Source organism: Methylacidiphilum infernorum V4 (assembly GCF_000019665.1).
GTDB classification, from domain to species: domain Bacteria; phylum Verrucomicrobiota; class Verrucomicrobiia; order Methylacidiphilales; family Methylacidiphilaceae; genus Methylacidiphilum; species Methylacidiphilum infernorum.
Genome location: NC_010794.1, coordinates 1,000,979 through 1,023,901, shown reverse-complemented (window position 1 = coordinate 1,023,901; position 22,923 = coordinate 1,000,979). Strand labels below are relative to the sequence as shown.

General features: G+C 44.2%; 23 protein-coding genes and 1 pseudogene. 9 read left to right on the top strand and 15 right to left on the bottom strand.

All coding sequences use genetic code 11. The features are described from left to right. Positions 1–10: 10 nt before the first annotated feature. Positions 11–2,839, bottom strand: a complete 2,829-nt coding sequence (locus MINF_RS04800; RefSeq protein WP_012463413.1) for a ribonucleoside-diphosphate reductase subunit alpha — start codon at positions 2,837–2,839, stop codon at positions 11–13. A 232-nt stretch (positions 2,840–3,071) separates the two neighbouring features. Between MINF_RS04800 and MINF_RS04795 the strand changes: the two genes are divergently transcribed. Together MINF_RS04795 and MINF_RS04790 are read left to right on the top strand one after the other, a co-directional pair. Continuing rightward, positions 3,072–4,613 (top strand): ammonium transporter, encoded by a 1,542-nt coding sequence (locus tag MINF_RS04795; protein ID WP_148205144.1) that lies wholly within the window; start codon positions 3,072–3,074, stop codon positions 4,611–4,613. A 159-nt stretch (positions 4,614–4,772) separates the two neighbouring features. Further along, positions 4,773–5,048 (top strand): DUF4242 domain-containing protein, encoded by a 276-nt coding sequence (locus MINF_RS04790; RefSeq protein ID WP_012463410.1) that lies wholly within the window; start codon positions 4,773–4,775, stop codon positions 5,046–5,048. A gap of 33 nt (positions 5,049–5,081) precedes the next feature. Here MINF_RS04790 and MINF_RS04785 read toward each other — a convergent pair whose 3' ends face one another. Continuing rightward, the gene (locus tag MINF_RS04785; protein WP_148205143.1) at positions 5,082–5,378 is read right to left on the bottom strand and encodes a hypothetical protein; all 297 of its coding nucleotides are present in this window, start codon (positions 5,376–5,378) and stop codon (positions 5,082–5,084) included. Positions 5,379–5,445: 67 nt separating this feature from the next. Further along, positions 5,446–5,982, bottom strand: a complete 537-nt coding sequence (locus tag MINF_RS04780) for a rhodanese-like domain-containing protein (RefSeq protein ID WP_012463408.1) — start codon at positions 5,980–5,982, stop codon at positions 5,446–5,448. A gap of 137 nt (positions 5,983–6,119) precedes the next feature. On the opposite strand from MINF_RS04780, the gene MINF_RS04775 reads away from it, so the two are divergent. From MINF_RS04775 to MINF_RS04765, 3 genes are all read left to right on the top strand, one after another. Continuing rightward, positions 6,120–6,563, top strand: coding sequence for a YbhB/YbcL family Raf kinase inhibitor-like protein (locus MINF_RS04775; protein WP_012463406.1), 444 nt, complete (start codon positions 6,120–6,122; stop codon positions 6,561–6,563). A 2-nt stretch (positions 6,564–6,565) separates the two neighbouring features. Further along, entirely contained in the window at positions 6,566–7,855 is a 1,290-nt protein-coding gene (locus MINF_RS04770; RefSeq protein WP_012463405.1) for a PQQ-dependent sugar dehydrogenase, read from the top strand. A 399-nt stretch (positions 7,856–8,254) separates the two neighbouring features. Next, positions 8,255–8,434, top strand: a complete 180-nt coding sequence (locus MINF_RS04765; protein WP_012463404.1) for a hypothetical protein — start codon at positions 8,255–8,257, stop codon at positions 8,432–8,434. Between the two features lie 126 nt (positions 8,435–8,560). Here MINF_RS04765 and MINF_RS04760 read toward each other — a convergent pair whose 3' ends face one another. After that, positions 8,561–9,325, bottom strand: a complete 765-nt coding sequence (locus tag MINF_RS04760) for an FkbM family methyltransferase (protein ID WP_048810163.1) — start codon at positions 9,323–9,325, stop codon at positions 8,561–8,563. Positions 9,326–9,349: 24 nt separating this feature from the next. Here MINF_RS04760 and MINF_RS11420 point away from each other — a divergent pair, with 24 nt between their 5' ends. From MINF_RS11420 to MINF_RS11165, 4 genes are all read left to right on the top strand, one after another. After that, positions 9,350–9,526: a hypothetical protein gene (locus MINF_RS11420; RefSeq protein ID WP_012463402.1), complete on the top strand. Its 177-nt coding sequence runs from the start codon at positions 9,350–9,352 to the stop codon at positions 9,524–9,526. 632 nt (positions 9,527–10,158) lie between these two features. Beyond that, a complete protein-coding gene (locus MINF_RS04750; protein ID WP_012463400.1) occupies positions 10,159–11,154 on the top strand; it encodes a glycosyltransferase family 2 protein in 996 nt (331 codons plus the stop codon). Between the two features lie 67 nt (positions 11,155–11,221). Further along, positions 11,222–12,016 (top strand): dienelactone hydrolase family protein, encoded by a 795-nt coding sequence (locus MINF_RS04745; RefSeq protein ID WP_187146977.1) that lies wholly within the window; start codon positions 11,222–11,224, stop codon positions 12,014–12,016. A 296-nt stretch (positions 12,017–12,312) separates the two neighbouring features. Then, complete coding sequence (locus tag MINF_RS11165; protein WP_148205142.1) at positions 12,313–12,663, top strand: hypothetical protein; 351 nt, start codon at positions 12,313–12,315, stop codon at positions 12,661–12,663. On the opposite strand, the gene MINF_RS04735 is transcribed toward MINF_RS11165, so the two are convergent. From MINF_RS04735 to cmk, 11 genes and pseudogenes are all read right to left on the bottom strand, one after another. Further along, the gene (locus MINF_RS04735) at positions 12,626–13,714 is read right to left on the bottom strand and encodes an outer membrane protein (RefSeq protein WP_048810467.1); all 1,089 of its coding nucleotides are present in this window, start codon (positions 13,712–13,714) and stop codon (positions 12,626–12,628) included. The genes MINF_RS11165 and MINF_RS04735 overlap by 38 nt on opposite strands. 371 nt (positions 13,715–14,085) lie before the next feature. Beyond that, positions 14,086–15,771, bottom strand: a complete 1,686-nt coding sequence (locus MINF_RS04730; protein ID WP_012463393.1) for a cbb3-type cytochrome c oxidase subunit I — start codon at positions 15,769–15,771, stop codon at positions 14,086–14,088. Between the two features lie 15 nt (positions 15,772–15,786). Next, positions 15,787–16,269, bottom strand: a complete 483-nt coding sequence (locus tag MINF_RS04725) for a cytochrome c oxidase subunit II (RefSeq protein ID WP_012463392.1) — start codon at positions 16,267–16,269, stop codon at positions 15,787–15,789. 3 nt (positions 16,270–16,272) lie between these two features. After that, entirely contained in the window at positions 16,273–16,428 is a 156-nt protein-coding gene (locus MINF_RS11415; protein WP_012463391.1) for a hypothetical protein, read from the bottom strand. 29 nt (positions 16,429–16,457) lie between these two features. Then, positions 16,458–16,706, bottom strand: a complete 249-nt coding sequence (locus tag MINF_RS04720) for a hypothetical protein (RefSeq protein WP_012463390.1) — start codon at positions 16,704–16,706, stop codon at positions 16,458–16,460. 247 nt (positions 16,707–16,953) lie between these two features. After that, positions 16,954–18,630 (bottom strand): annotated as a pseudogene (rpsA, locus tag MINF_RS04715) (30S ribosomal protein S1). A gap of 115 nt (positions 18,631–18,745) precedes the next feature. Continuing rightward, on the bottom strand, positions 18,746–18,886 hold the full coding sequence (locus MINF_RS11960) for a FeoB-associated Cys-rich membrane protein (protein ID WP_079200420.1): 141 nt from the start codon (positions 18,884–18,886) through the stop codon (positions 18,746–18,748). A gap of 27 nt (positions 18,887–18,913) precedes the next feature. Next, a complete protein-coding gene (gene feoB, locus MINF_RS04710; protein ID WP_012463387.1) occupies positions 18,914–21,031 on the bottom strand; it encodes a ferrous iron transport protein B in 2,118 nt (705 codons plus the stop codon). Between the two features lie 84 nt (positions 21,032–21,115). Beyond that, entirely contained in the window at positions 21,116–21,391 is a 276-nt protein-coding gene (locus MINF_RS04705; RefSeq protein WP_012463386.1) for a FeoA family protein, read from the bottom strand. 32 nt (positions 21,392–21,423) lie between these two features. After that, the gene (locus MINF_RS04700) at positions 21,424–22,071 is read right to left on the bottom strand and encodes a lysophospholipid acyltransferase family protein (RefSeq protein ID WP_012463385.1); all 648 of its coding nucleotides are present in this window, start codon (positions 22,069–22,071) and stop codon (positions 21,424–21,426) included. A 58-nt stretch (positions 22,072–22,129) separates the two neighbouring features. Beyond that, positions 22,130–22,900 (bottom strand): (d)CMP kinase, encoded by a 771-nt coding sequence (cmk, locus tag MINF_RS11955; RefSeq protein WP_390176033.1) that lies wholly within the window; start codon positions 22,898–22,900, stop codon positions 22,130–22,132. Between the last annotated feature and the right edge of the window lie 23 nt (positions 22,901–22,923).

The following is a 22,923-nucleotide window of genomic DNA, read 5'->3' as shown; positions in this document are numbered from 1 at the left end:
AAATTCACTCTTACTGGCAGCTTTCACATTCAGGGTCAAGCGAGCAGGCATTTTTTTCTTTTTCATTTCTCTCTACCCTAATGTTCGCCGAAGGACTTTTGCTTTTCATCCACCGAGGCTGAATACCGCGCGCATTGACGTCCAAAGTCGATTTTTCAACAGTTGTTGCCGCCCTTGACCTCAAGTAATAAGTGGTCTTTAATCCTTTTTTCCAACATAAAATGTACATCTGGGATATCTTCCAACCGCTGGGTTCATCGACATAAAGGTTGAGGGACTGTCCCATATCGATCCATTTCTGTCTGCGACTCGCACATTCGATGATAAAGTAGGGATCAATTTCAAAAGCGGTGGCATAAAGCTCCTTCAGTTCCTGGGGAATCCGTTCAATGGGTTTGACCGATCCATCATAATACTTTAAGTCATCAATCATTTCCTGGTCCCAAAGGTTTAATTTTTTAAGATCCGCAACCAAGTAGGGATTAATGCTGATAAAATCTCCCGAAAGATTCGATTTCACGTAGAGGTTTTTGTAACTCGGTTCTATCGATTGACAAACACCCGTAATGTTTGAAATTGTCGCCGTAGGCGCTATAGCCAACAGACAGCTATTTCTTAGACCCTGTTCCTTGATCTTCTTCCTTACATAGTCCCAATCTTTTGTCTGACTCCTATCCACCTCTACAAACCCCTCTCTTTGTTCTTCCAAAAGATCTATGGTATCTATGGGAAGGAGTCCCCTGTCCCACTTCGACCCCTTGAAAGTAGAATAACTCCCTCTTTCTTTTGCCAGCTCACAAGAAGAAAGAATCGCGTGGTAGGAAACCATTTCCATGAGACGATCGGCAACTTCCACCGCTTTTTCGCTCCCGTAAGGGATTTTCTTGATATAAAGCACATCTTGGAAACCCATAATACCCAAGCCTACCGGCCTATGCCTTAGATTGGCATTCCGGGCCTCGGGTATAGGATAAAAATTGATATCAATGACGTTGTCCAACATCCGCACGGCGATACGAATCGTTTCTTGCAATTTTTTCTCGTCTATTTCTCCAGATTCATCAAGATGAGCAGCCAGATTAATCGAACCCAGGTTACAGACGGCGACTTCCTCAGGGCTCGTGTTGAGAAGGATCTCGGTGCAAAGATTGGAACTGTTGATCACCCCTACATGATCCTGGGGGGATCGGATGTTGGAGGGATCTTTGAAAGTAATCCAGGGATGACCGGTCTCAAAAAGCAGGGTAAGCATTTTCCTCCAAAGATCTACGGCGGAAACCCTCTTAAAGAGCTTAATTTCTCCCCGATCCGCCATCTGTTCATATTCTACGTATCTTTTTTCAAAATCCTTTCCGTAGAGATGATGAAGATCAGGCACATCACTTGGGCTAAACAGCGTCCAGCTTCCGTTTTGCAAGACCCTTTTCATGAACAGATCGGGGATCCAGTTAGCGGTATTCATGTCATGCGTTCGCCGCCTTTCATCCCCGGTGTTCTTCCGCAACTCAAGAAAATCTTCGATGTCTAAATGCCACGTCTCCAAGTAAGCACACAAAGCACCTTTCCTTTTTCCTCCTTGATTGACCGCCACGGCCGTGTCATTAGCCACTTTCAAAAAGGGAATCACTCCCTGGCTTTTCCCATTCGTCCCGCGAATCAAAGAACCGGTGGCCCTCACGTTAGTCCAGTCGTTTCCTAGCCCTCCAGCCCACTTGGAAAGCCGGGCATTATCGGAGATAACTTTAAAGATGCCATCCAAGTCGTCTTCAACGGTAAGCAAATAGCAGGAACTGAGCTGAGGATGGATCGTTGCCGAATTAAAAAGAGTGGGTGTAGAAGCCATAAAAAGAAACCGCGAAAGGGTATCGTAAAAACGGATCGCCCACAACTCCCTGTCCTCCTTTTCATTGAGCGCAAGGCCCATGGCTACACGCATCCAAAAGTATTGCGGGGTTTCAATTCTTCTTTCTTCATGATGGAGAAGATACCTGTCGTAGAGAATCTGCAGGCCAAGGTAGCTAAATTGCCTGTCTCTTTCTAGTCTTAGAGCCTGGGCCAGTTTTTCCAGGTTAAACTCAAGCAAACGGGGACTAAGCCTTCCAATCTTTACTCCAAAATCTATGTAGGAAGGAAAGTAAGCTTTATGGTATTCAGCCGTTTCATGGATGCTCGGAACAAGAGAAAGAGCTTCCTCATAAATCTTCCCCAACATGAGCCGAGCGGCAACGTAGGTATAAGCAGGTTCCTTTTCTACCCAGCTCCTTGCCGTCAGGATCATTGCCTGGACCACGTCCTCTTCCTTGATTTCGTCATAAAGTCCACGCACCGTCTCCTCGGCCAGTTCTCTCCAAGAGCAGCTTTCTTCAAGCCCGCGACAAGCCTCCATGAGCGTGCGGTGAATCCAAGCCAAATCCAGGGGAACCTTCCTTCCCTGCTTATCGATCATGTGGATAGATACCCCTTCTCTGTTCTTAATAGTCCTGGCTCTGCCCCGATCCGCCCGGTAAAGAATATAACGCTTGGCTACGGTATGGTAGCCAAGCTCCATGAGAGTAAGTTCAACAAGGTCTTGAATCCGTTCTACTTCAAGTCTTTCGCCGCGACCCGCCAAAGCTGCCGATTTGGAAACGACAGCCGAAGTGATCTCTTCAATTGCCGCCCGATCTTCACTAGAAAGAGCTTCTCCAACGTTTTTTCCTCTATCAGCCCGAAAAGCCTTCTCAACAGCCGCCCTTATCCTATGGGGATCGAAAGGAACAACGCGACCATCCCTTTTAACGATGGACAGCGCAGAAAGATGAGCATCAAATTCCAAAAAATAGAGTTGCCGAGGATTCATATTCTTCTTTAGCCTCCTCCAAATACCTACAACATAATAACACGTACAATATAATGTATAATACCTACAACATAATGTATATAATAAGTATATTGATTACTACTAATAGTGTTCTACAGATTTTAAAATGGGAAAGCAACACAAAAAAGGCTTTTTTTTTTATCGCTTAAAGAAACGGAAAAATCAACGATAGATTCACATTGTTGGCATAATATTTGCTTATATCTTATTGATGAAAAATCCAACTTCTACTGTTCTTATCGATCGAAGTCGTCCAAAATTGGAAGCTTTTATTTTTTTAGCGATACTTGCGGCCATCGTGCTTATTGCTCTTGGAATATCTTTTTCAAACAAGCAGCCGTCAGGAGCTTTAGCCCAATCCTCCTCTGCTTCCCCTCCTCCTCCGTCCTTAGAGCAACGGGTTGCAGGTCTCGAAGCTTATATCACCAATAGCGATCCTTCGGGAAGCAAAATCGCGGGAAGTCCTGGTCCAGGGCATAATGCCTGGCTCTTGACCTCCACGGCCTTAGTTCTTTTTATGACCCTTCCCGGTCTCGCCCTTTTCTACGGGGGGCTCGTTCGGTCGAAAAACATCCTTTCGGTCCTTGCCCAATGTTTCGGGATCACGGGACTTGTAGCCGTGCTTTGGTGGGCTGTAGGCTATAGTCTTGTTTTTGGGACAAACCTTTCGGGTAGTCCCCTTGGTTACTTCCTAGGAGGAACGGAATACTTTTTCCTCAAGGGAGTGGATTCGATGCCCAATACGAACTATTCCTTTTGGGTTTCCCAAAATGTCTTTTGCATGTTCCAGATGATGTTCGCCGTTATAACCCCGGCATTGATCATGGGAGGAATAGCCGAAAGGATGAAATATTCAGCCGTTTTAATTTTTATTACCCTTTGGATGCTTTTTGTCTATTTTCCCCAAGCGCACATGGTTTGGGGAGCAAGCGGCCTTATGAACGGGGTCTTTAATGCAGGAGCGAAAATTCCGGCAATCGATTTCGCCGGAGGTACCGTAGTGCACATGACTTCGGGCTGGTCTGCCCTCATATTAGCTCTTCTCCTTGGTAAGAGAAAAGGCTATGGGACAGAACCGATGATTCCCAACAACATGGCCTATTGTATGACGGGAGCTGCAATACTCTGGATCGGATGGTATGGATTTAACGCGGGCAGTGCCGTAGCCGCAGATGGGATTGCCGCTAATGCTTTTTTGACTACAACGATGGCCACGGCAGTGGCTTCTCTCACCTGGCCCATGCTCGAATACACTATAAAAGGTACACCGACCGTTCTAGGCTTTTCAACAGGAGCTGTAGCCGGCCTTGTGGCTATTACTCCTGCTTGCGGCTTTGTCAACACCACTGGAGCAGTTGTTATCGGCCTGGCTGCAGGTATAATCCCCTATTTTGCTTGCTCTGTGCTTAAACCCCTTCTCAAGTACGATGATGCACTCGATGCCTTTGGAGTTCATGGAGTGGGAGGAATGCTTGGAGCTTTTTTAACCGGTGTTTTTGCCACGGCGACGGTCAACGGCAATTTACTCAGCGAGGCGGTAGCCAAGAAAAACGGCCTAGCCGCAGCGGTAACCGGTGGCACCCTATGGCTTGCCCAGCTTAAGGCTATACTCATAACCATCGTTATCGCTACCTTGGCTTCGTTGATTATTGGCTTTATCGTGAAATCCCTGGTGGGACTAAGGGTAGAGGAAGAAGTTGAACAACAGGGTTTGGACATTGTGGAACATGGGGAACAGGGCTACTCGATCTGATCTGGTTTACCTCCTGTTTGAAAGAAAAAAGCTTCAGAATTTCTCTGAAGCTTTTTTTTTCTCGTATTTAAAAAAATATTGAACCCCTCCCTTCACTGAGGTTAACCTGTATCACCATACTCCTTTAAAATTTAACAACCTAAGAAAGGAAATAACATTATGCCTAGATATGTAATCGAAAGAGAAATTCCCGGAGCGGGAAACTTAACGGTTGATCAACTCGCCCAAATATCTGCAAAGTCCTGCTCGATTCTTGATAAGATGGGCCCTCAAATTCAATGGATAGAAAGCTATGTTACCGGAGATAAAATCTACTGCATTTACATCGCTCCGGATGAAAAAGCGATCCGCGAACACGCCGAAAAAGGAGGATTTCCCGCTAACCGGATAGCGGAAATTAAAAATATCATCTCTCCTTTTACGGCTAAAAAATAAGACCTTCTGGGATAGGCAAGTTCAAAGTAAATATTAATTGGCACAACAAAGCCTGTAAACCTGCTCTTCCTTGGCTTTAGCCGCATATTTATGGCTCTTTGAGACCGAGCTTGCCACCTTTTGTTTTTGAATATCGGGCAAGGGCAATAAAGCTACCTCCTTTACGTGTACCCTGCCATTGGGAACGACTACCTTTTCTGCACCAAGCACAGGCAGAATCGTCAGCCGATAGCCCTTAGTCGTAAGCATTACATCCGCCCTTAGGGAAGCAGAGCCAAAAAATACGGCACTAGCCACGATCAAAGAAAACGTTACTTCCCGTTTTTTCATGAATAGAAAGTAATGCAAAAGAGAATCTTCTTCAACAAGAAATAATGGCAACCTATCCTTCGGTCGTTCACATTCCTTTTTCTACGGGATAACCTTTCCGGATCCAATCCTGGGCAAAATCATGGGGAATAAATAAAATTTTAAGGTTTTGAAATCCTTCCTCTTTAAGGGCATTAAAGGCTGGACGAATATTGGGACACTGATGCCACGGACAACAACCGCAATAGATAACGATGAGACTTTCTTTAGAAAATTGTAGGGATTTTTCCTTTAAAGACAGTATTCCTTCAGGATCTTTAGCTGATCCAACGTAGATAGACCCGGGAATATGACCTGCCTTATAAAGGAAAGAAAAGCCTACGTGGAGCAGAATTAATTTATCTTTTTTTGCTTCTTGTCTCAAAACTTCTGCAAGAGCTTGAGTGCTCAAAAGATCCTCCTTTTTCCAAGGATCGCTTGGCGCGATCTCCGGTTCTTCACTCTCCGTGCCGAAAACATCCTTTTTTACGTTTTCTCCATAAAAAGAAGGGTTCAATGGAACAAAAAAAAGGACGAAAAAAAAGATAAAAAGGATTTTATTCTTTAAAGAAATACTTCTTTTCAACTTTCTTTCTCCATCCCCATTCTATATAAGCTTGTTGATTTTCCAACCGTAAAAGGTTATAAATGACCATGACCCTTAAGTGGTTATTTCTTTTTTCTCTTCTTTTTTTCTTTATCAATATAAACAGAGGGCTATCTATGAAGTTGTCATCTCCAGATTTTGAAAACGGCAAACCCCTGCCTCAGTTTTGTGCTTACCATGGAGCGAACCGCTCCCCCGAACTCAAATTTGAAGACATCCCTCAGAACACAAAGTCCTTGGCCTTGATCATGGACGATCCCGATGCCCCACGGGGAACATGGGTACACTGGGTTCTATGGAACATCCCTGCAGAGACTCGAATAATCAAGAAAGGAGAAACTCCTCCCGGCGCTGTTGCAGGCAGGAACGATTTTGGCAACACCCAGTTCGATGGACCCGCTCCCCCTTCCGGAATACATCGGTATTATTTTCGGGCCTATGCCCTAGACAGTTCCCTGGCTCTGCCAAAAGGATCGACCAAGGCGGAGTTGCTCAAGAAAATGCATGGCCATGTATTAGCCTCGGCTGAATTAATGGGAACATTTGCCGCTTCCCGGTAATTGTGATCAAAATAATCTCCAAGGTCATGAAGGATAACAGGGAAAAAATACAGGCTGTTTTCTTTCTTCTTCTTCTTTTGTGGACTAGCCCTTCCTTCTGCAAGGTTTACGTGGAAAAGTTGCTTCCCAAAAAGATCGAAATTGAGTTAGAAAAACTCCCCCAAGCCGAGGTTAAAGGGTCAGACAACTGGCCTCAAATTCTTCCACCGCCTACGAAGGCGGTCCTCAATCTTCCCGAAGGTTTCACGGTCAACCTATTCGCCAAGGGATTAGACAACCCTCGGTGGTTTGCCTTGACTCCTTCTGGAGATGTTCTTGTTGCCGAATCTTATTCAGGTCGAATCAAGCTGCTTAAAGATACCGACAAAGATGGACAAGCCGATGAAATCACCCTTTTTGGGGATGTTTCCAACGGGTTGCATTTGCCTTTTGGCATGGCCTTTAGCAAAGATAGTTTTTATGTAGCTAATACCGATGGAGTTCTAGAATTTGCCTATAAAGAGGGGCAAACAAAGCTCGAAGGTCGAGGGAGAAAAATTCTTTCTCTTCCCGGAGGAGGAAATCATTGGAGCCGCAGCTTAGCTTTTTCTCCAGACGGTCAATCCCTGTTTATAACGGTAGGTTCAAAAACCAACGTGGATGAAGATCCTCCTCCCCGGGCTTCGATTCTTCACTATAAGCTTAAATCGAAAAACTATGAACTCTACGCTACCGGTCTCAGGAATCCCGTGGGTCTAGCTTTCCATCCGATAACAGCCGCCTTGTATACCACGGTAAACGAAAGGGATTGGCTCGGCGACGATCTTGTGCCCGATTACTTGACTCGGGTCGAAAAAGGAGATTTCTTCGGCTGGCCCTACTGTTATTTCAGCCCGCAGTTTATCGATCCGCGGTGGAAAAAGAAAATCGGAGGGACAAAAGCCGAAGAGCTGATCAAAAAGACCAAAAAGCCCGACGTTTTTTTTGAAAGCCACTCTGCAGCCCTAGGGTTAGCCTTTGCTCCCCCGGATGCTCCATTACCCGAGCATTACAGGAAGGGGGCTTTTGTAGCCCTTCATGGTTCCTGGAACAGGAAACAAGCCACAGGCTACAAGATCGTCTACGTCCCCTTTGGAGAAGATAACAAGCCCAAGGGTTACTACGAGGACTTCATGACAGGATTCCTGCTCAATCCCAATCCCTCAAAAACTTGGGGAAGGCCTGCTGGGCTGATCTTTCTTCCCGACGGCAGCCTTCTGCTCGCCGACGACGGCAACAATGTTATCTATAGGATCAGCTATGAGGGTCGATAATTCTAGGGCTTACCCTTCTCAAGCTCCCCAAACCAAAGTGAAAACACCCCTCTTCAATAGAACATGAGGAAGGCAGGCTCGGAATTAACATCAAGCCTTGACTTATAGGCTATGTCAATTTTGTTTAGTTTCCGGTAAAGACCTTTTTTAGTTTCTTAACCGTCAAGTTTTAAACGGGAATAAAACATCTATCATTTCTTTTTTCTTGATCTCTTCTTAATCTCGTTAACCTAGCCCCTAGAAACTATTAGCCCTGTTTGGCTTCCATTCCAGTCAAATCTTAATATGAGAAACAAAAATCATAACCTCTTCCTCTTGGCACCGTCAGATAAACTAACAAGGGAAAATAAAAGATAAGTCATGTATTGACATGACCTTTTTCTGCCTACTTATTTTCTTATGAAGAAAATATTGAAAATACTCCTTGCAGTGTTGGCCTTTATCCTTCTTTTTTTTGCTCCCCATCTTACCCATCTTTTCGAGAGGACGCAACGTCAAGCTGTAGAATCTAAAGCTATAGAAAAGGGATTAGAAAGGATCCAAAAAGAACAAGCTGCTCAAAGTACCCATTCTCCTTGAAGCTTTCTTGGACGAGTTTCCTTTTGTTATTTCATCCCCGTAACGCTTTCAACTCGGTGCAATGGGTCGTGGTTTAGCGTCTCCTTTACTCTCTTTTTTTTCCCTGGTTTTCTTGAAAAGGAAAACTCAAGTTTGCAAGGCATAGATCATGCTGGATTGTTCGCTTATGTCTTTTCTTTTCACTACGTAGCCTTTCTTAGTTAAAAACATTTGCAGGGTTTCAGCCGTATGACCGGGTTTTTCCCCCCTATGGGCTTCTATGCTGAGTCGATGTATCGTTTTGAACAGGGATCCGGGGCAGTTATAAAGAATTTCATACTCAGCGCCTTCACAGTCCAGTTTAATCCAATCACAACGGTCGATTTTTTCCTCTTCGAAAATGTCGACCAGGGTTTTCGTGGGAACCGGAATTTTACGATCGGTAACGGATAGGATGGAACTAAAAATGGGAAAATGTCCTTCTTCGTGTAGGTAAAGATCTACAAAGCCGCGCTGCGAACTCAAGGCGCACTGTCTTAAGCTCACAAGAGAACTTAACTTGTTGGCTTCGATTGTATCCTTAAGCCATGAAAAATTTTCTTCTATCGGCTCTATAGCGATGATACGGGCACCGGGAAAAAGGCATAAAGCAAAGAATGAAAAAAGACCTATATTTGCTCCAATATCGATGACAATGGGGTTTTTATTGTCCAACGGCTTTCCCCAAAAGCTTGGCCAATAGATGTGACAGGCAAATATTTCTTCAAAAAGATGCATTCGATATACCGGAACCCCCAATATAAAACGGTTCCTGGTTCTAAAATGAAGAACGGTAGAATAATCTCTTTCTTGGCCTTTTTTTACACTTCTGCGGTAATTAAAATAAAGAGGCCAGTTTTCAAAATATCGCATTATTCTCTGATACCTTAAAAATCGTTGCCAGAACTTCATCTCGTTGAAATTTCTTTTTGGCATATAAAAGTTAAAAAAGCAAAGACCATCGACTTTCTTTTTCGTGCCGCTGCCCTGTGGTTACCTAGAGTAATACTTGTAGAACACAAACGGTTTACCCCGGTTTTTGCTCGCGTGGACCAGGAATTGCTTTTTTTCTAGAATGCCGCTTGGAAAAGCTCGGACCAGCAGGGATGAGGCCCTTAGGGCCTTCTCTCCATTCTATCGATCTCCTCCCCTTGTTATCATTTTGAATAAATACATAATCTTCTTTAGCAGGAAATTTAGGGCGAATCCAAAACATTGTTCCAATCTTTTTTTTCTTTATCGCTCCTTTTACTTCTTATACATAACGACTTGGAAAAGGAAACAGGCTTTGAGCTTTATGCTGGCTAAAAAAACAGTTTCCAGAGAGGATTGCTGTGAAGGCAAGCCTCAGAAGATGAGCGTGTTTCAAAGGAATGACAAAGTCAGCCTTGTTTTCTAAACCAATCGATGAAGCGACTTTGACTAGCCCGACATCCGGCAAGAAGATCTCTTTGCAAAGATGAATAGGTGCAAAGCCCAACTGTTTTCATAAAACGGCCGCAAGGGAGTTCAAAGAGACCTTCTCTTTGATTAGGGCGAAATACCTAGGGAATTATCGCTCAAGGAATTTTATCCAGCGAAAGAAACAACCGAAAAACATTGCAAGGTCATTGATTTTGTATTATTCAGTTAGGGGTTTCCCACTATTTTCCCAAAGTCATTCCTTTCTTTTATGCGGGTAAAAACAAGTTTTCTATGAGTCTTTTATGCATTTTCCCCTAGTTTCTATCGGCATTCCGGTTTATAACGGTGAAAGATTTTTAAAAGCAGCCATTGAAAGTGCCCTGGGTCAAACTTATCCCTCAAAAGAAATTATCGTGGTCGACAACGGTTCTATTGACCAAACAGCCCAGATCATCAAATCCTACAGCCAAGATATCAAAGCTTTTTTTATTGACCAGCGAAACGTATCTAAAGCGCGAAACACCATTCTTTATGAAAGCCAAGGAGAATGGATCCAATATCTTGATGCGGATGACTTCCTCGATAAGGAAAAAATCTTCAACCATTTTAAAGAAGATCAACAATGTCACGAAAAAATTGATGTTTATTTTGGTTCGATTATCGAGGAACAATGGAATGAATCTCAAGACATAGCCTACATCGCCCCCAAAGATATTTCCTTTCCCGATGTTTTTGTAAGATGGTACAAGAGAAAAAATCCCAACGTAGGATGCTGCCTGTTCAGGAAAGATTTTCTTATCGAGCTTGGGGGATGGAATGAAAACCTCCTTTACGGCAGTGAAGACAACGAACTCTACATGCGGATTTTTCAACACGGCTTTAATTGCCGTTCTACTCCCTCAGCCAAAATTTATTATAGGGCGAACTGGTCATCTACTACGTTTTCCAAGCGTCATCCCCTGGAAGTGATGAGAACAGAAATTTCTCTTTTTGATACCATGACCAATTGGCTGCATCAACAGAAGATCTTAAATGAAGAAAGAAAAAATGCGGCTTGCGAAGCCTACTACAAGGTATTAAAAATCATCGCCCTAAAACGGCCTTTTGAAGCAATAAGCCATTACGAAAGAATAAACAAGGAAGGCCTTCTTCCTCTTGCACACTGGGTAAAGCAAAATGAAAAGAAATTCCCCTACAACATCTTAGGTTTTTCTGGCAGTAGCATTTTAAGAAGCAAGCTTTCACGCTTAAGAGAAATAGAAAAATTTATAAGAAAAAAAATCGTGAGTAGACCATAGGTTTATAACTTTCTTTTTCGTTTTTATGCAAAAAAAAAAGCTTTGGCGCTTAAAAAAGTTCGAGCCGATGAAAAAAGGATGGTCAACTCTTTGTCTTTTCCTCTATTTAATCTGTAAAAGTATGGGAGAACAACCTGTTTTGCCGGCTATTCATTCCTCTTGGGAAAAGATCAAAGGCAGGGATGGAAGCTTTTTTGAAGCTTACCGAAGCCAACCCCAGGAACCTAAAGGTGGTATCTTGTTGTTCATGGAAGCTTTTGGGGTCAATGCCCACATACAGAGCGTGGCCCGAAGACTAGCGGCCCAAGGCTACTTAGTTCTTGCTCCGGATCTCTACCACAGGGTTCGTCCCCGGTGGGAAGGCAAATACGACGAGTTTCCCCTGGCTCGCCAATTTTTAAAAACTTTGACGATATCCGGACTTCAGTCCGATATTTACGGCTGCTACGAGTGGCTGAGTACAAAAGGGAACTTTCCATCCAGCCGTATTGGAGCCGTTGGATTCTGTCTTGGAGGGAAAGTCGCATTTCTTGCCGCCGAATCTCTTCCTATTGCAGCAGCCGTTTGTTATTACGGGGGAGGTATTGGAGAGCTCTTAAACCAAGCCCAACAGATTAGAGGCGGTCTTTTGTTTTTCTGGGGCAGCCAAGACCCTCATATCCCCCTTGAAGAAAGATTGAAAACGGCAACTCGGCTCAATAAAGAGAACAAGTCCTTTATCCAGGTCGAATTCTCGAGAGCAACGCATGGTTTCTTTTGTGAGGAAAGGGAAAGTTACAACAAAGACGCAGCCCAGCTTTCCTGGATGATCACCTTGGCATTTTTGCAAGATCAATTGGGTCTCAAAAAGCAAGAAGATTAACTCTTCTTTGATCTTTAAAGTTGAGAGAAAGTAAAAGGCTTACGCCCCATGAACAAAAAAGAAAGCTCTTTGATCCCTTTTCCATTACACAAAAACTCTTGGCAAAGGAAGGAAGCCAAAGCTCTTTTAAATAACAAACCGCAAACAAACTCCCGCCAACCTGGAGATCTCTAGATTAAAACATCTTAGATCTTCCAATTTATCTATCCACACCCTCAAGGAGCTCTACAAAGGAGATAGGCTCTAGTATTGCACACCATCCCCATTAATATATAACGGTGATTATGGAAAGGGCGATGAACACAGAACGGCTGGCAACCCTAACTTCCCTACCCCTAGCGAGTCCGTCCAGCAATGGCGTCGGTGCGACAGAGAGAGCCTGTGCCTTAGCCGGGAAAGTCAAGCCCGCCCAAGCTACGAATGTGGTCGGTAAGACCCATCAGGGCAGGAAGAAAACGGTGCGTATATGTGCGCACGTTTTTGAAAGCAGAAGGATCCTGGTCCAACAAAAGAAAAGGCCCTTCGAATTTTCTATGAGTCGGCAACACCACTGCCTTCTCTCTTCCCCTAAAAATACCTTCCCCGTTGACTGGACACCGATTTTTTTTGTTAGAAATTATAACGGATTCCCCCAAGGGCCATGTTAAAAGACTGGGGATACTTGATCAACATAGAATTGCCGCTAAACATGAGATAAGAAAACTCGGTTTCCTTGATCCAAAGGATCTTATATTCAATGAATGCACTCCAATGATCGGTAAAATTGTACTGAACTCCTGCAAGTCCTTGCCCTACAAAGGCTCCCTGGGAATAACTATGCCCGAATAAGAGATTGGCTCCATTGGGTGCTATCATGTTGGTCCCCGAAGAGGCTAAGTAAGCTCCTCCAATTCCTCCACCCAGATAGGGAACGATTTTGGTAGGATTCACAAAGCGAATCAAACCATCGGCAACGAATATCCCCATGTTCAACTCGGTATTAAAGGCATAAGGCGTATGGGTCATCGGGGTCCCCGCTACCCCGCCAACCAGGGTTGAAGAAATATTTTCTTGCCCGATATAATAGGCTTCAAATTGAGCTGCAGGCTGCAGCCAATATTTCCCTTGGGAATCCAATTTGTAACCGGAAAAATTATATCCCACCTGGACCCCACCAACCCCGGCGGTATCCCCATGGGTCTGACCTCCTGCAGAAAAAAGAGGGGGTGAATTCAAGGCACTGATCCCATTGCTCATGGGGAAAGCGGCTCCTCCAAAAACCCCAAAGTAAATACCTGTTTTAGGACCTAAAACTTCTTCTTTACTGATTTCTTTAGGATTCTTACTCCCCGGTTGTTCCTTGGTCTCTACATTCGGCGTGCTCTCCGCTTGGGAGGGTTGGGCTACGTAAGGATTGGCAACCCCTCCTTGAGCCTGGGCCTGGGCCTGGGTGTCTGAAGAAGAGGAGGATGAAGAATCATTAGGCGAAGAGACAGTTGATGGACTGGAAGAAGAATCGGTCGTCGAGGAAGAGCTCCCCTGCGTCGCTGTGGAATCTCCTTCAGATTGAGCTAAAGCCTGGGGATTGGAATCGATAACGGGTATTTCCTGCCCATTGAGGCAAAAACAACAAATAAAAGAAGCAACACTCATGAATAAAGATCTTACAAGGGTCTGCCACAGGCACTTCCCTCTGAGCTGTGCATAAAAAGAATTCATAATAACCTCTGGTGTGCGTTTGACTTTCTTTTGAACCTCTTTCAAGCAAAATCTTTTTCTCCTCTTTATTAAAGTAAAGCAAAATTCAGGCCTCCTTATTCCCGGTTTTTTCCAATAAAATCCAGTTTTTCGTTTTTTCTCATAACAGATTTTGTAAATCGGTGCACGTTACATTTTTGTTACAATTTTTTTCTTTCGCAGTTCCGATCCTCAAAGGAATAAGCCGACCTTTTGCTTTGCATCTTCCTCCAACTAAAACATCTTCCCAAAACAAAAAGATCCAAAGTTTATATTTTTAAGACAAGGGAAAAAATAAATAGCCCTTTCTCTAGGTTCCAAAGACAGGACAGAAATGATTGTGGACCCCGCTTTTAAAACCCTTGGAAGGGAGGAGCAGTAAGCTTCGGAGGAAGATGGGTAAGCAAAAAAGGACCGTAAACCAAGCCGATCAAGATAAAGGAAAGCAAAACCCAATAGGAGAGCTTATCGAGAACAAGTTGCCATCCTGAAGGAGCTGCACCTAAATAAGTTTCACCAAAAGGGATGTCTTCCTGGGTTTCCCTTGGTTTGCCCAAGATAAGGGTAAAGAAAATGACGAGGAAAAAAAGAACGCAGGCTATAAACATGATCGTCCCCCCTATTCCCGTCAGCGCCCCGGCCAATTTCCATCCCGGCAAGGGGTCATAGTTGATGATCGCCATAGCCGTCCTCCTGGGCATTCCAAGAATTCCACCGGAGATCTCCCCGCGGGCAAATATCAAGATTCCAAGAAAATAGATCCAAGGTTGCCATCTGGCTAGTCCTTTCAGGACCAGCTCCTTACCTGTTAAATAAGGGATAAGCCAGTAGGCGATACCAAAGTAAGAAAGGGTTACGGCTGAACCTAATGTCAGGTGAAAGTGTCCCGGGACAAAAGTCGTATTATGGATTAAAAGGTTCATGTTGTAGCTAGCGTTCATAATGCCGGTGATTCCGCCGGGCAGAAAGGCGATCATCGCCAGCACCTGGGCGCTTACTGCAGGATTAGACCAAGGCAGTTTCCAAAACCACCCCAAGATTCCCTTCCCCCCATTGGCCCGTCCTCCAATTTCAAGGGCGTACATGATGGAAAATGCCGTAAGAAGACTGGGAAAAGCGATTCCAAAGGTCAAGAAGAGCACCGCTATCTTGTAATAATTACCTACACCCGGATCGGTGTATTGGTGATGGAAACCCACGGGAACCAGGACAACGAACATAATAAAGGCGATCCGTGCGAGAGAATCGCTAAAGAGTTTTCCTCCAACCAGCCGTGGAATGCATATGTACCAAGAAACATAAGCGGGAAGAAGCCAATAATAAACGATCTGGTGGCCCGTGTACCAGAACAGGACCCTGCTCAAGAGGGGATCCGATCCGGGCAGGAGATTCAAAGACCAGGGAAGCAAAAGAAACAGATCCTCTGCTGCAGCTCCAAGTGAAGAAATATCCCACATGATATAGGTCATGATCGAAACATAAGCCATAAGGGGGATCCTCTCCCCTTTATGCTCTTTTCTCCATGCCGAAAGGGCCAAAAGCTGGGCGGCAGAAATAATCCAGGTACTGACAACGGCCAAGGCAATGCCGAAATAAAAAGCCCAATGGGCACGGAGAGGAGGATAAAAGGTATAAAGCACACTGGCTTTACCCGCAAAAATGGGAATACCCGCAAAAACGGTGCCCAGCAGGAGAAAAATAAAAGACAAAGCTAAGAGCTTGGAGTTGAGGTTCTGACCCAAGCCCCTGGCCGTCGTCAAGGAAAGCCACCCGTTTGCTTCAGCAAAGGTAAATATAAAAGCGTTAAGGACCCCATGGGCCGTCAGTCCTTCATAATAAGTTTTCATCCCGGGTAGCATGGTAAAAAGGCTGATGCCCGCGTAATTGAGTCCCTGGACAAATCCCTGGAAAACACCAAAGGCCAGGGCTGCAAAGCCCAAAAGAATGGACCAGAGTATCCACCTGCGGTTGCCGGGAGAGAGTTGAAATCCTTTGGGATCGGTTACAACCTGGGTTTGGGCTTGGACGATAGCGCTCATGGATTGTTTCCTTTGTTATTTTACCGTTATTGTTCCCGTCATGAGATGATGAAGAGTACCGCAATATTCATGGCAGATGATCCGGTAGAGTCCCGGCTTATCAAACTTATGGCTGAGAACGGAAACCTGTCCGGGCAGGAGCATCATGTTGATGTCGGTCCCGGCAACATAAAACCCATGATCTATATCCAGGCTTGTCCCATAAAAGGTGACATCGGCTCCCACAGGCAACTCGATGGCAGGAGGGTTGAACATCCAGGCCTGGCCGAGGACGACAACCTTGTACTTGCCGGGAGCTATTTCTTGGACACCGGGTTGATTAAAGGGAGAAGTGCGCATGACGGCTGACACCAAGGACTCCCCGGGATTGGGAACGATCTGTCCGGCGTCGGTAGGGACCCTGACGGCAAGGACCACCGAGGCATAAACAAGAGCAACTATAAAAGCTAAAAGAATACTTATGGACAGCCAAACGTAGATCTTTTCGAGTTTTTCCATCGGTTACCTCCTTTGGAGCATCTCAAAATACATAAACAGCCACATGCCCGCGAGTATAGCCAAGTAAAGAATCAAGAGAAAAAGGGTCCCCACCGGGGGAGGAAGTTTTTTTTCGGTCTTCTCTTGCTCCTTTTGAGGTCGGAGTTGGGCTTCACTCATAACTTCCTCCAGGGTGTCACGCTTTTTATTTAACTTTCTTCACGTAAAGAACAACGAAGCTGGTGAGAAAAAAACAGGGAAACCACAAAAAAAACGCCTAGCCAGAGCAAGGAAAGCAAGCCATCTACGGGTCTTCCTAATCCTTCAAGAAAAAGATTCAATGAACCCCATCCCAAAAAAGCGATAAGGGTAAGGGATAAAAAATAAAAAAGGACCGTTGCCGTTAACCCTTGTTGGCATCCCTTTTCCGAGGAAGGAAGAGTATCCTGGCTTGTCATGATATGTCCTTTTCTCTCCTTGTTTTATAATAAAATAGGAAAAGGAAAAGACAATGGTAAAGTTAACCTAAAAATAACAACGGGTTTTCTCCTATACCCGTATTGGATATTCCATTGGAGGCCTAACTATCCTGCCCATGGGGGCAGTACAGCTCTAGGGTCGGATCGTCCTCTTTAGGAAAATAACCCACAAACAATTGCCCTCTTCTCCAGGGTCCCAAGGGGAAAAGGGATTATTGAAAAAAAACTAGCTGGCTTTCTTTTTGGATTCACCGGGTCGATAGTCTTCCTCGGCTTTGCTAAAAGCATCCTCCAGGGAACCCAACTCTTCAGTAGGCCTGCTAAACTCCATTCTTTCTCTTTCTTTTTCAAGCTGTTCAGGAGTGTAGTGCAGGGCTTTTATAGAAAGACCGATGCGGCGTTCCTCCTTGTCAATTTTAATTATTCTTGCGCTTACTTCCTGCCCCACTTTAAAACGTTTTAACCTTGGCACTCGATCCGTATTATCTGCGAGATATGAACAAGGCCGTCGATCTCGTCGGCAAGCTGTATAAAAGCACCAAAACTGGCTATTTTACTTACTTTTCCACTCACCCACTTCTCCCACCTTGTATTTCTTTTCAATTTCTTTCCAGGGATCCTCGGTTAACTGCTTAATCCCAAGAAGAATCTTCTGGTTGGTTTTATCTATCTCTAATACCTTTGCTTCTATCTGTTCTCCCTTTTTCAACACCTCCGAAGGATGATTAATTTTTCTCGTCCAGGAAAGGTCGTTAACGTGTATAAATCCATCAAGTCCATTTTCCAACTCGACATAAGCCCCATAAGCGGAAAAGTTCTTGACCTTGCCTTTGATGAGGGAGCCTGGAGGATAAGTTTCAGAAGCTTTTTCCCAGGGATTGACTTCCAAGGCTTTCAAACTCAAGGACAGTTTCTGTTCTTCCTTGTTTAAGTCGAGAACTATCGCTTCGACTTCCTGTCCCATGGAAAGAACCTCGCTAGGCTTGGTAATTTTTTGGGTCCAGGATATCTCGGAGATATGAATCAATCCCTCAATGCCAGGCTCCAGTTCTATAAAAGCCCCATAAGGAGCGAGATTGACGACTTTCCCCTTGACCTTTGTCCCTATAGGATATTTTTCTTCTATATTTTCCCAGGGATTGGGGGTCTTTTGTTTCAGCCCAAGAGATACCCTTTCCTTTTCTCTATCAACATCGATAACAACGACTTCGATCTCTTGCCCCACCTTCAGAATTTCAGAAGGATGATTTATTCTTCCCCAACTCATGTCGGTAATGTGGATAAGACCGTCTATGCCATCCAGATCAATAAAAGCTCCAAAATCGGTAACATTTTTAACCACTCCCTTGACGAGATCCCCAACATGAACCTTTTCGAGGAATTGAAGTCTTTTTTGATTTCTTTCCGCTTCTACAATCTCTCTTCTCGATAATACAACGTTTTTCCTTTCTTCACTGATTTTTACAATCTTACAGGTAAGCGTTGCCCCTTCGTATTCCTTTAAATTTTTCGGTGGAACAATATCAATCTGTGAAGCGGGTAAGAAGGCTTCCACTCCAATGTTCAACATTAACCCTCCCTTGACCACTTGCTTCACTTTGCCGGTAATCGTTCCCCCTTCTTCAAAAGTCTTAAGAATTTTGTCCCAATTCTGCTTCTGGGCTGCCTTTTGCCTAGAAAGAACGACCATCCCCTCTTCATTTTCCAAGCTCTCAACTAAAACTTCTACTTCTTGCCCGATTTGGATGGAATCGGGTTCTTCGAACTCGCTCAAAGGAATAATCCCTTCCGATTTATATCCAATATCGACAACAACTTCCTTGGGTGTTTTATCCACCACTATACCCTTGACGATGTTCCCCTCGACAAAATCGGGGATCGATACTAAAGCCATTTCCGCCATTTTTTCTCTCCAATTGTACTTTCTTAAATCTTCTTTTAGTTTTGATATTGTTGTTACTTAATAAAAAGAAATAACGCTCAGAGTTCCTTCGTCGAACGCGAAAACAAGGTAAAAATTAAGGGAAAGGATCCGCCTTTTTATCCCTCATGCATTTATCACATCCGCAACTTCCAGATCCCTTATTTTTAAAAACCCTTATTAAATACACTAAAGACATAAATACGATGATAGCCGCTACAACGCTTTGCCAGTTCATTTAAAATTGTTACTCAAACCGTCCTTTCTATCTAAAACCTAATAATAAACCCATTTGGTAAAATAGAAAAGAGCAAATATATGCAAAGGAAGTCATGTAGGCAAATTGAAATGCTGCCCATTTCCAAGAACCGGTCTCCCTTCTAACGACGGCAACCGTACTTAAACATTGCAAGGAAAAAGCGAAATAAATCATCAGAGAAAGACAGCTCAAGGGGCTGAATACCTTTCTGCCGTCAGGCCACTTGTCATTGCTCATGGCTTGGGCTAAGGGAAGGATATCCTCGTTGGTTTCCTCTCCTGTATAGATTATTCCCATAGTGCTGACAAACATTTCTCTGGCCGCTTGGGCACTTAATAATCCAACTCCAATCTTCCAATTGAATCCCAAGGGCTTGATCGCTGGTTCTATAAAATGACCTATGCTCGCTGCAAAACTATGAGAAAGGGTCTGGGAGGAAGATTCTCCCTGAAACTTCGGATGGGTACTAAAAAACCACAACAGGATAGAAACAGCAACGATAATCGTTCCCGCCCTTTTAAGAAAAGCCAAAGATCTCTCATACATCTGCAAGCCAATAGACTTAATAGAAGGCCTGCGGTAGGGTGGAAGTTCCAAAAGCAAAAAAGGTTGCCTGCCTTTAAAAAGGGTATTTTTAAAAACCCATGCGAAGAAAAAGGCTCCTCCAATCCCCATAAAATAGAGGAAAAAAATGGTTAGAGTGCTCCAGAGTACAGAATGCGAACTCTGAGAAAAGAGTACTCCACACATGAGCACGTAAACCGGCAAACGGGCTGAACAACTGGCGAAAGGGGCTATAAGTATGGTCAGCAACCTATCCTTGGGACTATCAATAGTTCGAGTAGATAGAATTCCGGGTATTGCACAAGCATGACTGCTGAGCAGGGGCAAAAATGATTTTCCATGAAGACCTACGGCATTCATCAACTTGTCCATCAAAAAAGCAGCCCTTGCCATGTATCCCGTATCTTCTAAAAGACCGATAAAGAAAAACAACACGAGTATCTGGGGTAAAAAAACAACAACATTACCGGCTCCTCCAATCACCCCTTGGCATATAAGATCCCTCAGTTCTCCCGGGGGAAAAAAGTCTTGGATTTTCTCAGAGATTTTTCTTATACCCTCATCTATCCAATCTTTAGGATAAGAACCCATGCCAAAGACGGCCAAAAACATCAGCCCCATGGCAAAAGAAAATATCAACCATCCCCAGAATGGATGGGCAACATAGCGGTCAATCCTATCACTTAACCCCCTGGAGAGTTGAACTCCTTTCTTCACCGTCCCTTTGAGCAAGTTTTGAAGAGTGGTAAACCTTTTCCTTACAACAACATCCCTCCAGGCCGGGTTGATTTTGCCGATTTTTTCTTGAGAGGATTTTACAGCTTGGGCCATGAAACCGAGCTGAAATAACTTGGCCGTTTCATCCGGATCAGGAGAAGTCAAAAGTAACAAGAGCACGATCCTTTCGACCGGTCGCCGGTTATGGGCTCGAATAAGCTCTTCCAATGCTGCGATTTCTTTTTCGATGAAATCGGGATAATTCAAAATAAAGGACCGGGAGTAAACGAGCTCTTTAGTCAATAGGACTTTTAAGGGAACAATCCCACTCTTTTTATTGGCCTGGCAGGGCACTACAGGACAGTTGAATTTCTGGGAAAGAGCCTTGAAATCAATTTCCCATCCTTTAGCTGCAAGTTCATCGATCATGTTCAAAGCAACGACAACGGGAAGCTCAAGCTCAAGAATCTGGCTGACCAGGTAAAGACTTCTCTCCAAATTCGAAGCATCGACGATGCAGATGACCGCATCGGGTTTAGGGGTGTCTTCTCTCAGTCCCAAAAGGACTTCGGTAGTTATTTTTTCGTCCGGTGAGTGGGGAAGAAGACTATAGGTGCCCGGAAGGTCGATAATTTGGCACTTCTCTCCATGCAGGTTGTAAAAAACCCCTACTTTTTTTTCAACGGTGACTCCGGGATAATTGGCAATCTTCTGTCTTAACCCTGTTAGGGCATTAAAAAGGGTTGTTTTGCCGCTATTGGGATTGCCGACAAGAGCAAAGGTGAAAAGCTTACTTACAGGTTCAGTTTTAAAAGCGCGCTCGTCTTTTTTCAACAAGGCCATAAAGAGAAATCACCAATTAAAAAATAAAATTTTTTCACTGGTTGCCTATTACGGTATAAACTGGGCACGGAGCTTTACCAACGACTAAAGTGCCGAATCCTTCTTTGCCGAAGTCACAAAGATCCTTTTCGCTAATCCTTTGTTCAATCCCAATTTTGAACCACAAACCAGGCATACAGTCATAGCCCCATGAGCTAGCTTTACTACTTCAGCCTTTTCACAAAAGCCCAACTCCCTCAACCGGTGGCATTCTACAGCACTTCCTTCTATCGAATGGACATAAAAGATGGAACCGATACCCGCTTCGGCTAATGAAATAGCTGTTTTACGTTCGGCTCTTCCTTTTTTCTCCTCGGTCATGAATTATAGTTACTAATACAGCAAATTTTCTTTTACACAAGCAAATCCTTTTGGACCCATCCCAATTTGTGATCAAATTGCAGAGCGGCGATCTTGCTCATCATTTCATCAGCCACAATCTGATAGTAGGCTTTTTTTGAAAGCCCCGCCGTATTTTCTGTCGGCCTATACGCCCTACCCACAACGACTCTAATGGGATAGGGTCGAGGAAACTTAGCGGTTCTTGGGAATGCTTCAAAAGAACCGAATATTCTTAAAGGTAGTATCGGGACTTTAGCTTTAGCAGCGATATAGCCTACCCCAGGAGCCGCTTTCTGTAATGATCCCGAGGGACTTCTTGTCCCTTCGGGAAAAACAAGAATAGACTTGCCGTTTTCAAAAAGATCTAGAATAAGCTTAAAAGAACCAACTTCGGGTTTATCCCTGTCTAAGGGTATTGTATTTAAATAACGGAGCAGCGTTCCAAAAAGAGGGTTATCAAATAGGGTTTTCCTGCCAACAAAATAGATTTCTTTTTCAAATGTACAACCTACGATTGGAGGGTCAAGATAGCTACAATGATTGGCCACGATCAGCACGGGTTCGGCAGGAATGTTTTGCCGTCCATAAACTTTAAAATCAAAAAAAAGTTTTAAGATCCCAAGCGTCAGCGCCCTGGCAATGGCATAACCTTTTTTCACAAGATGACAACCCTTGTCAAAAAATAGGGAAAGCTAAAGAAAAAAAATCCAGAAAAAATTAACTTTTTGCAGCCGTTTTTAATCCAGCAACGGGTAAACCTTTTTTCCAAAGGATATCGAGAATTTTTTCCACAACTTTGTCTATTGGCAGCTTCGTGGTATCTAGCTTCACCGCATCAACAGGACAGCAAAGTGGAGCCGAGCTCCTCGATTGATCCAACTTATCTCTTTGTTCTACATTGTCCCTTTCCCCCTGTCTTTCCCTTCTTTTTTCCCTTTCCTCCAACTGGGCATCCAGGAAAAACTTATAGGGGCTTTCGGGAAAAACGACCGAGCCTATGTCCCTGCCTTCGACAACCAAAGGAGCTTCATGGGCTAGCTCTCTTTGAAAAGGGAGCAACCACTCTCTAACCCGTGGATAAGAAGCGATGATCGAAACCGCTGCATTGACTTCGGCTGACCGCAGGTCGGTTTTTTCATCCGGTTCCTTCTCATCGATGAGGATCTTGGCCCTGGAAAAACGATCTGTTTTCTGAACAATGCACCTGAGTTTTAATTTTCTACAGGCTTCAACGACCTTTTCTTCATCGTGAATATCGTAGCCCATGGATAAGATTCTCCAGGTCACCGAACGGTAAAGAGCTCCCGTATTAAAGTAGGTAAATCCCAACGCCTCGGCAACTTTTTGGGCCACGGTACTTTTTCCAGAGGCCGTAGGGCCATCAATAGTAATGACAGGATAGAGGATCTCTTTTTTCTTTACCTCCTCCGCCCTCTCGGCTTTGGTTAAAGCTTGGATAAAGCCCTTGATTTTCTTGGGCTCATCCATCCACTCCTTGGAAAAAGACTGGG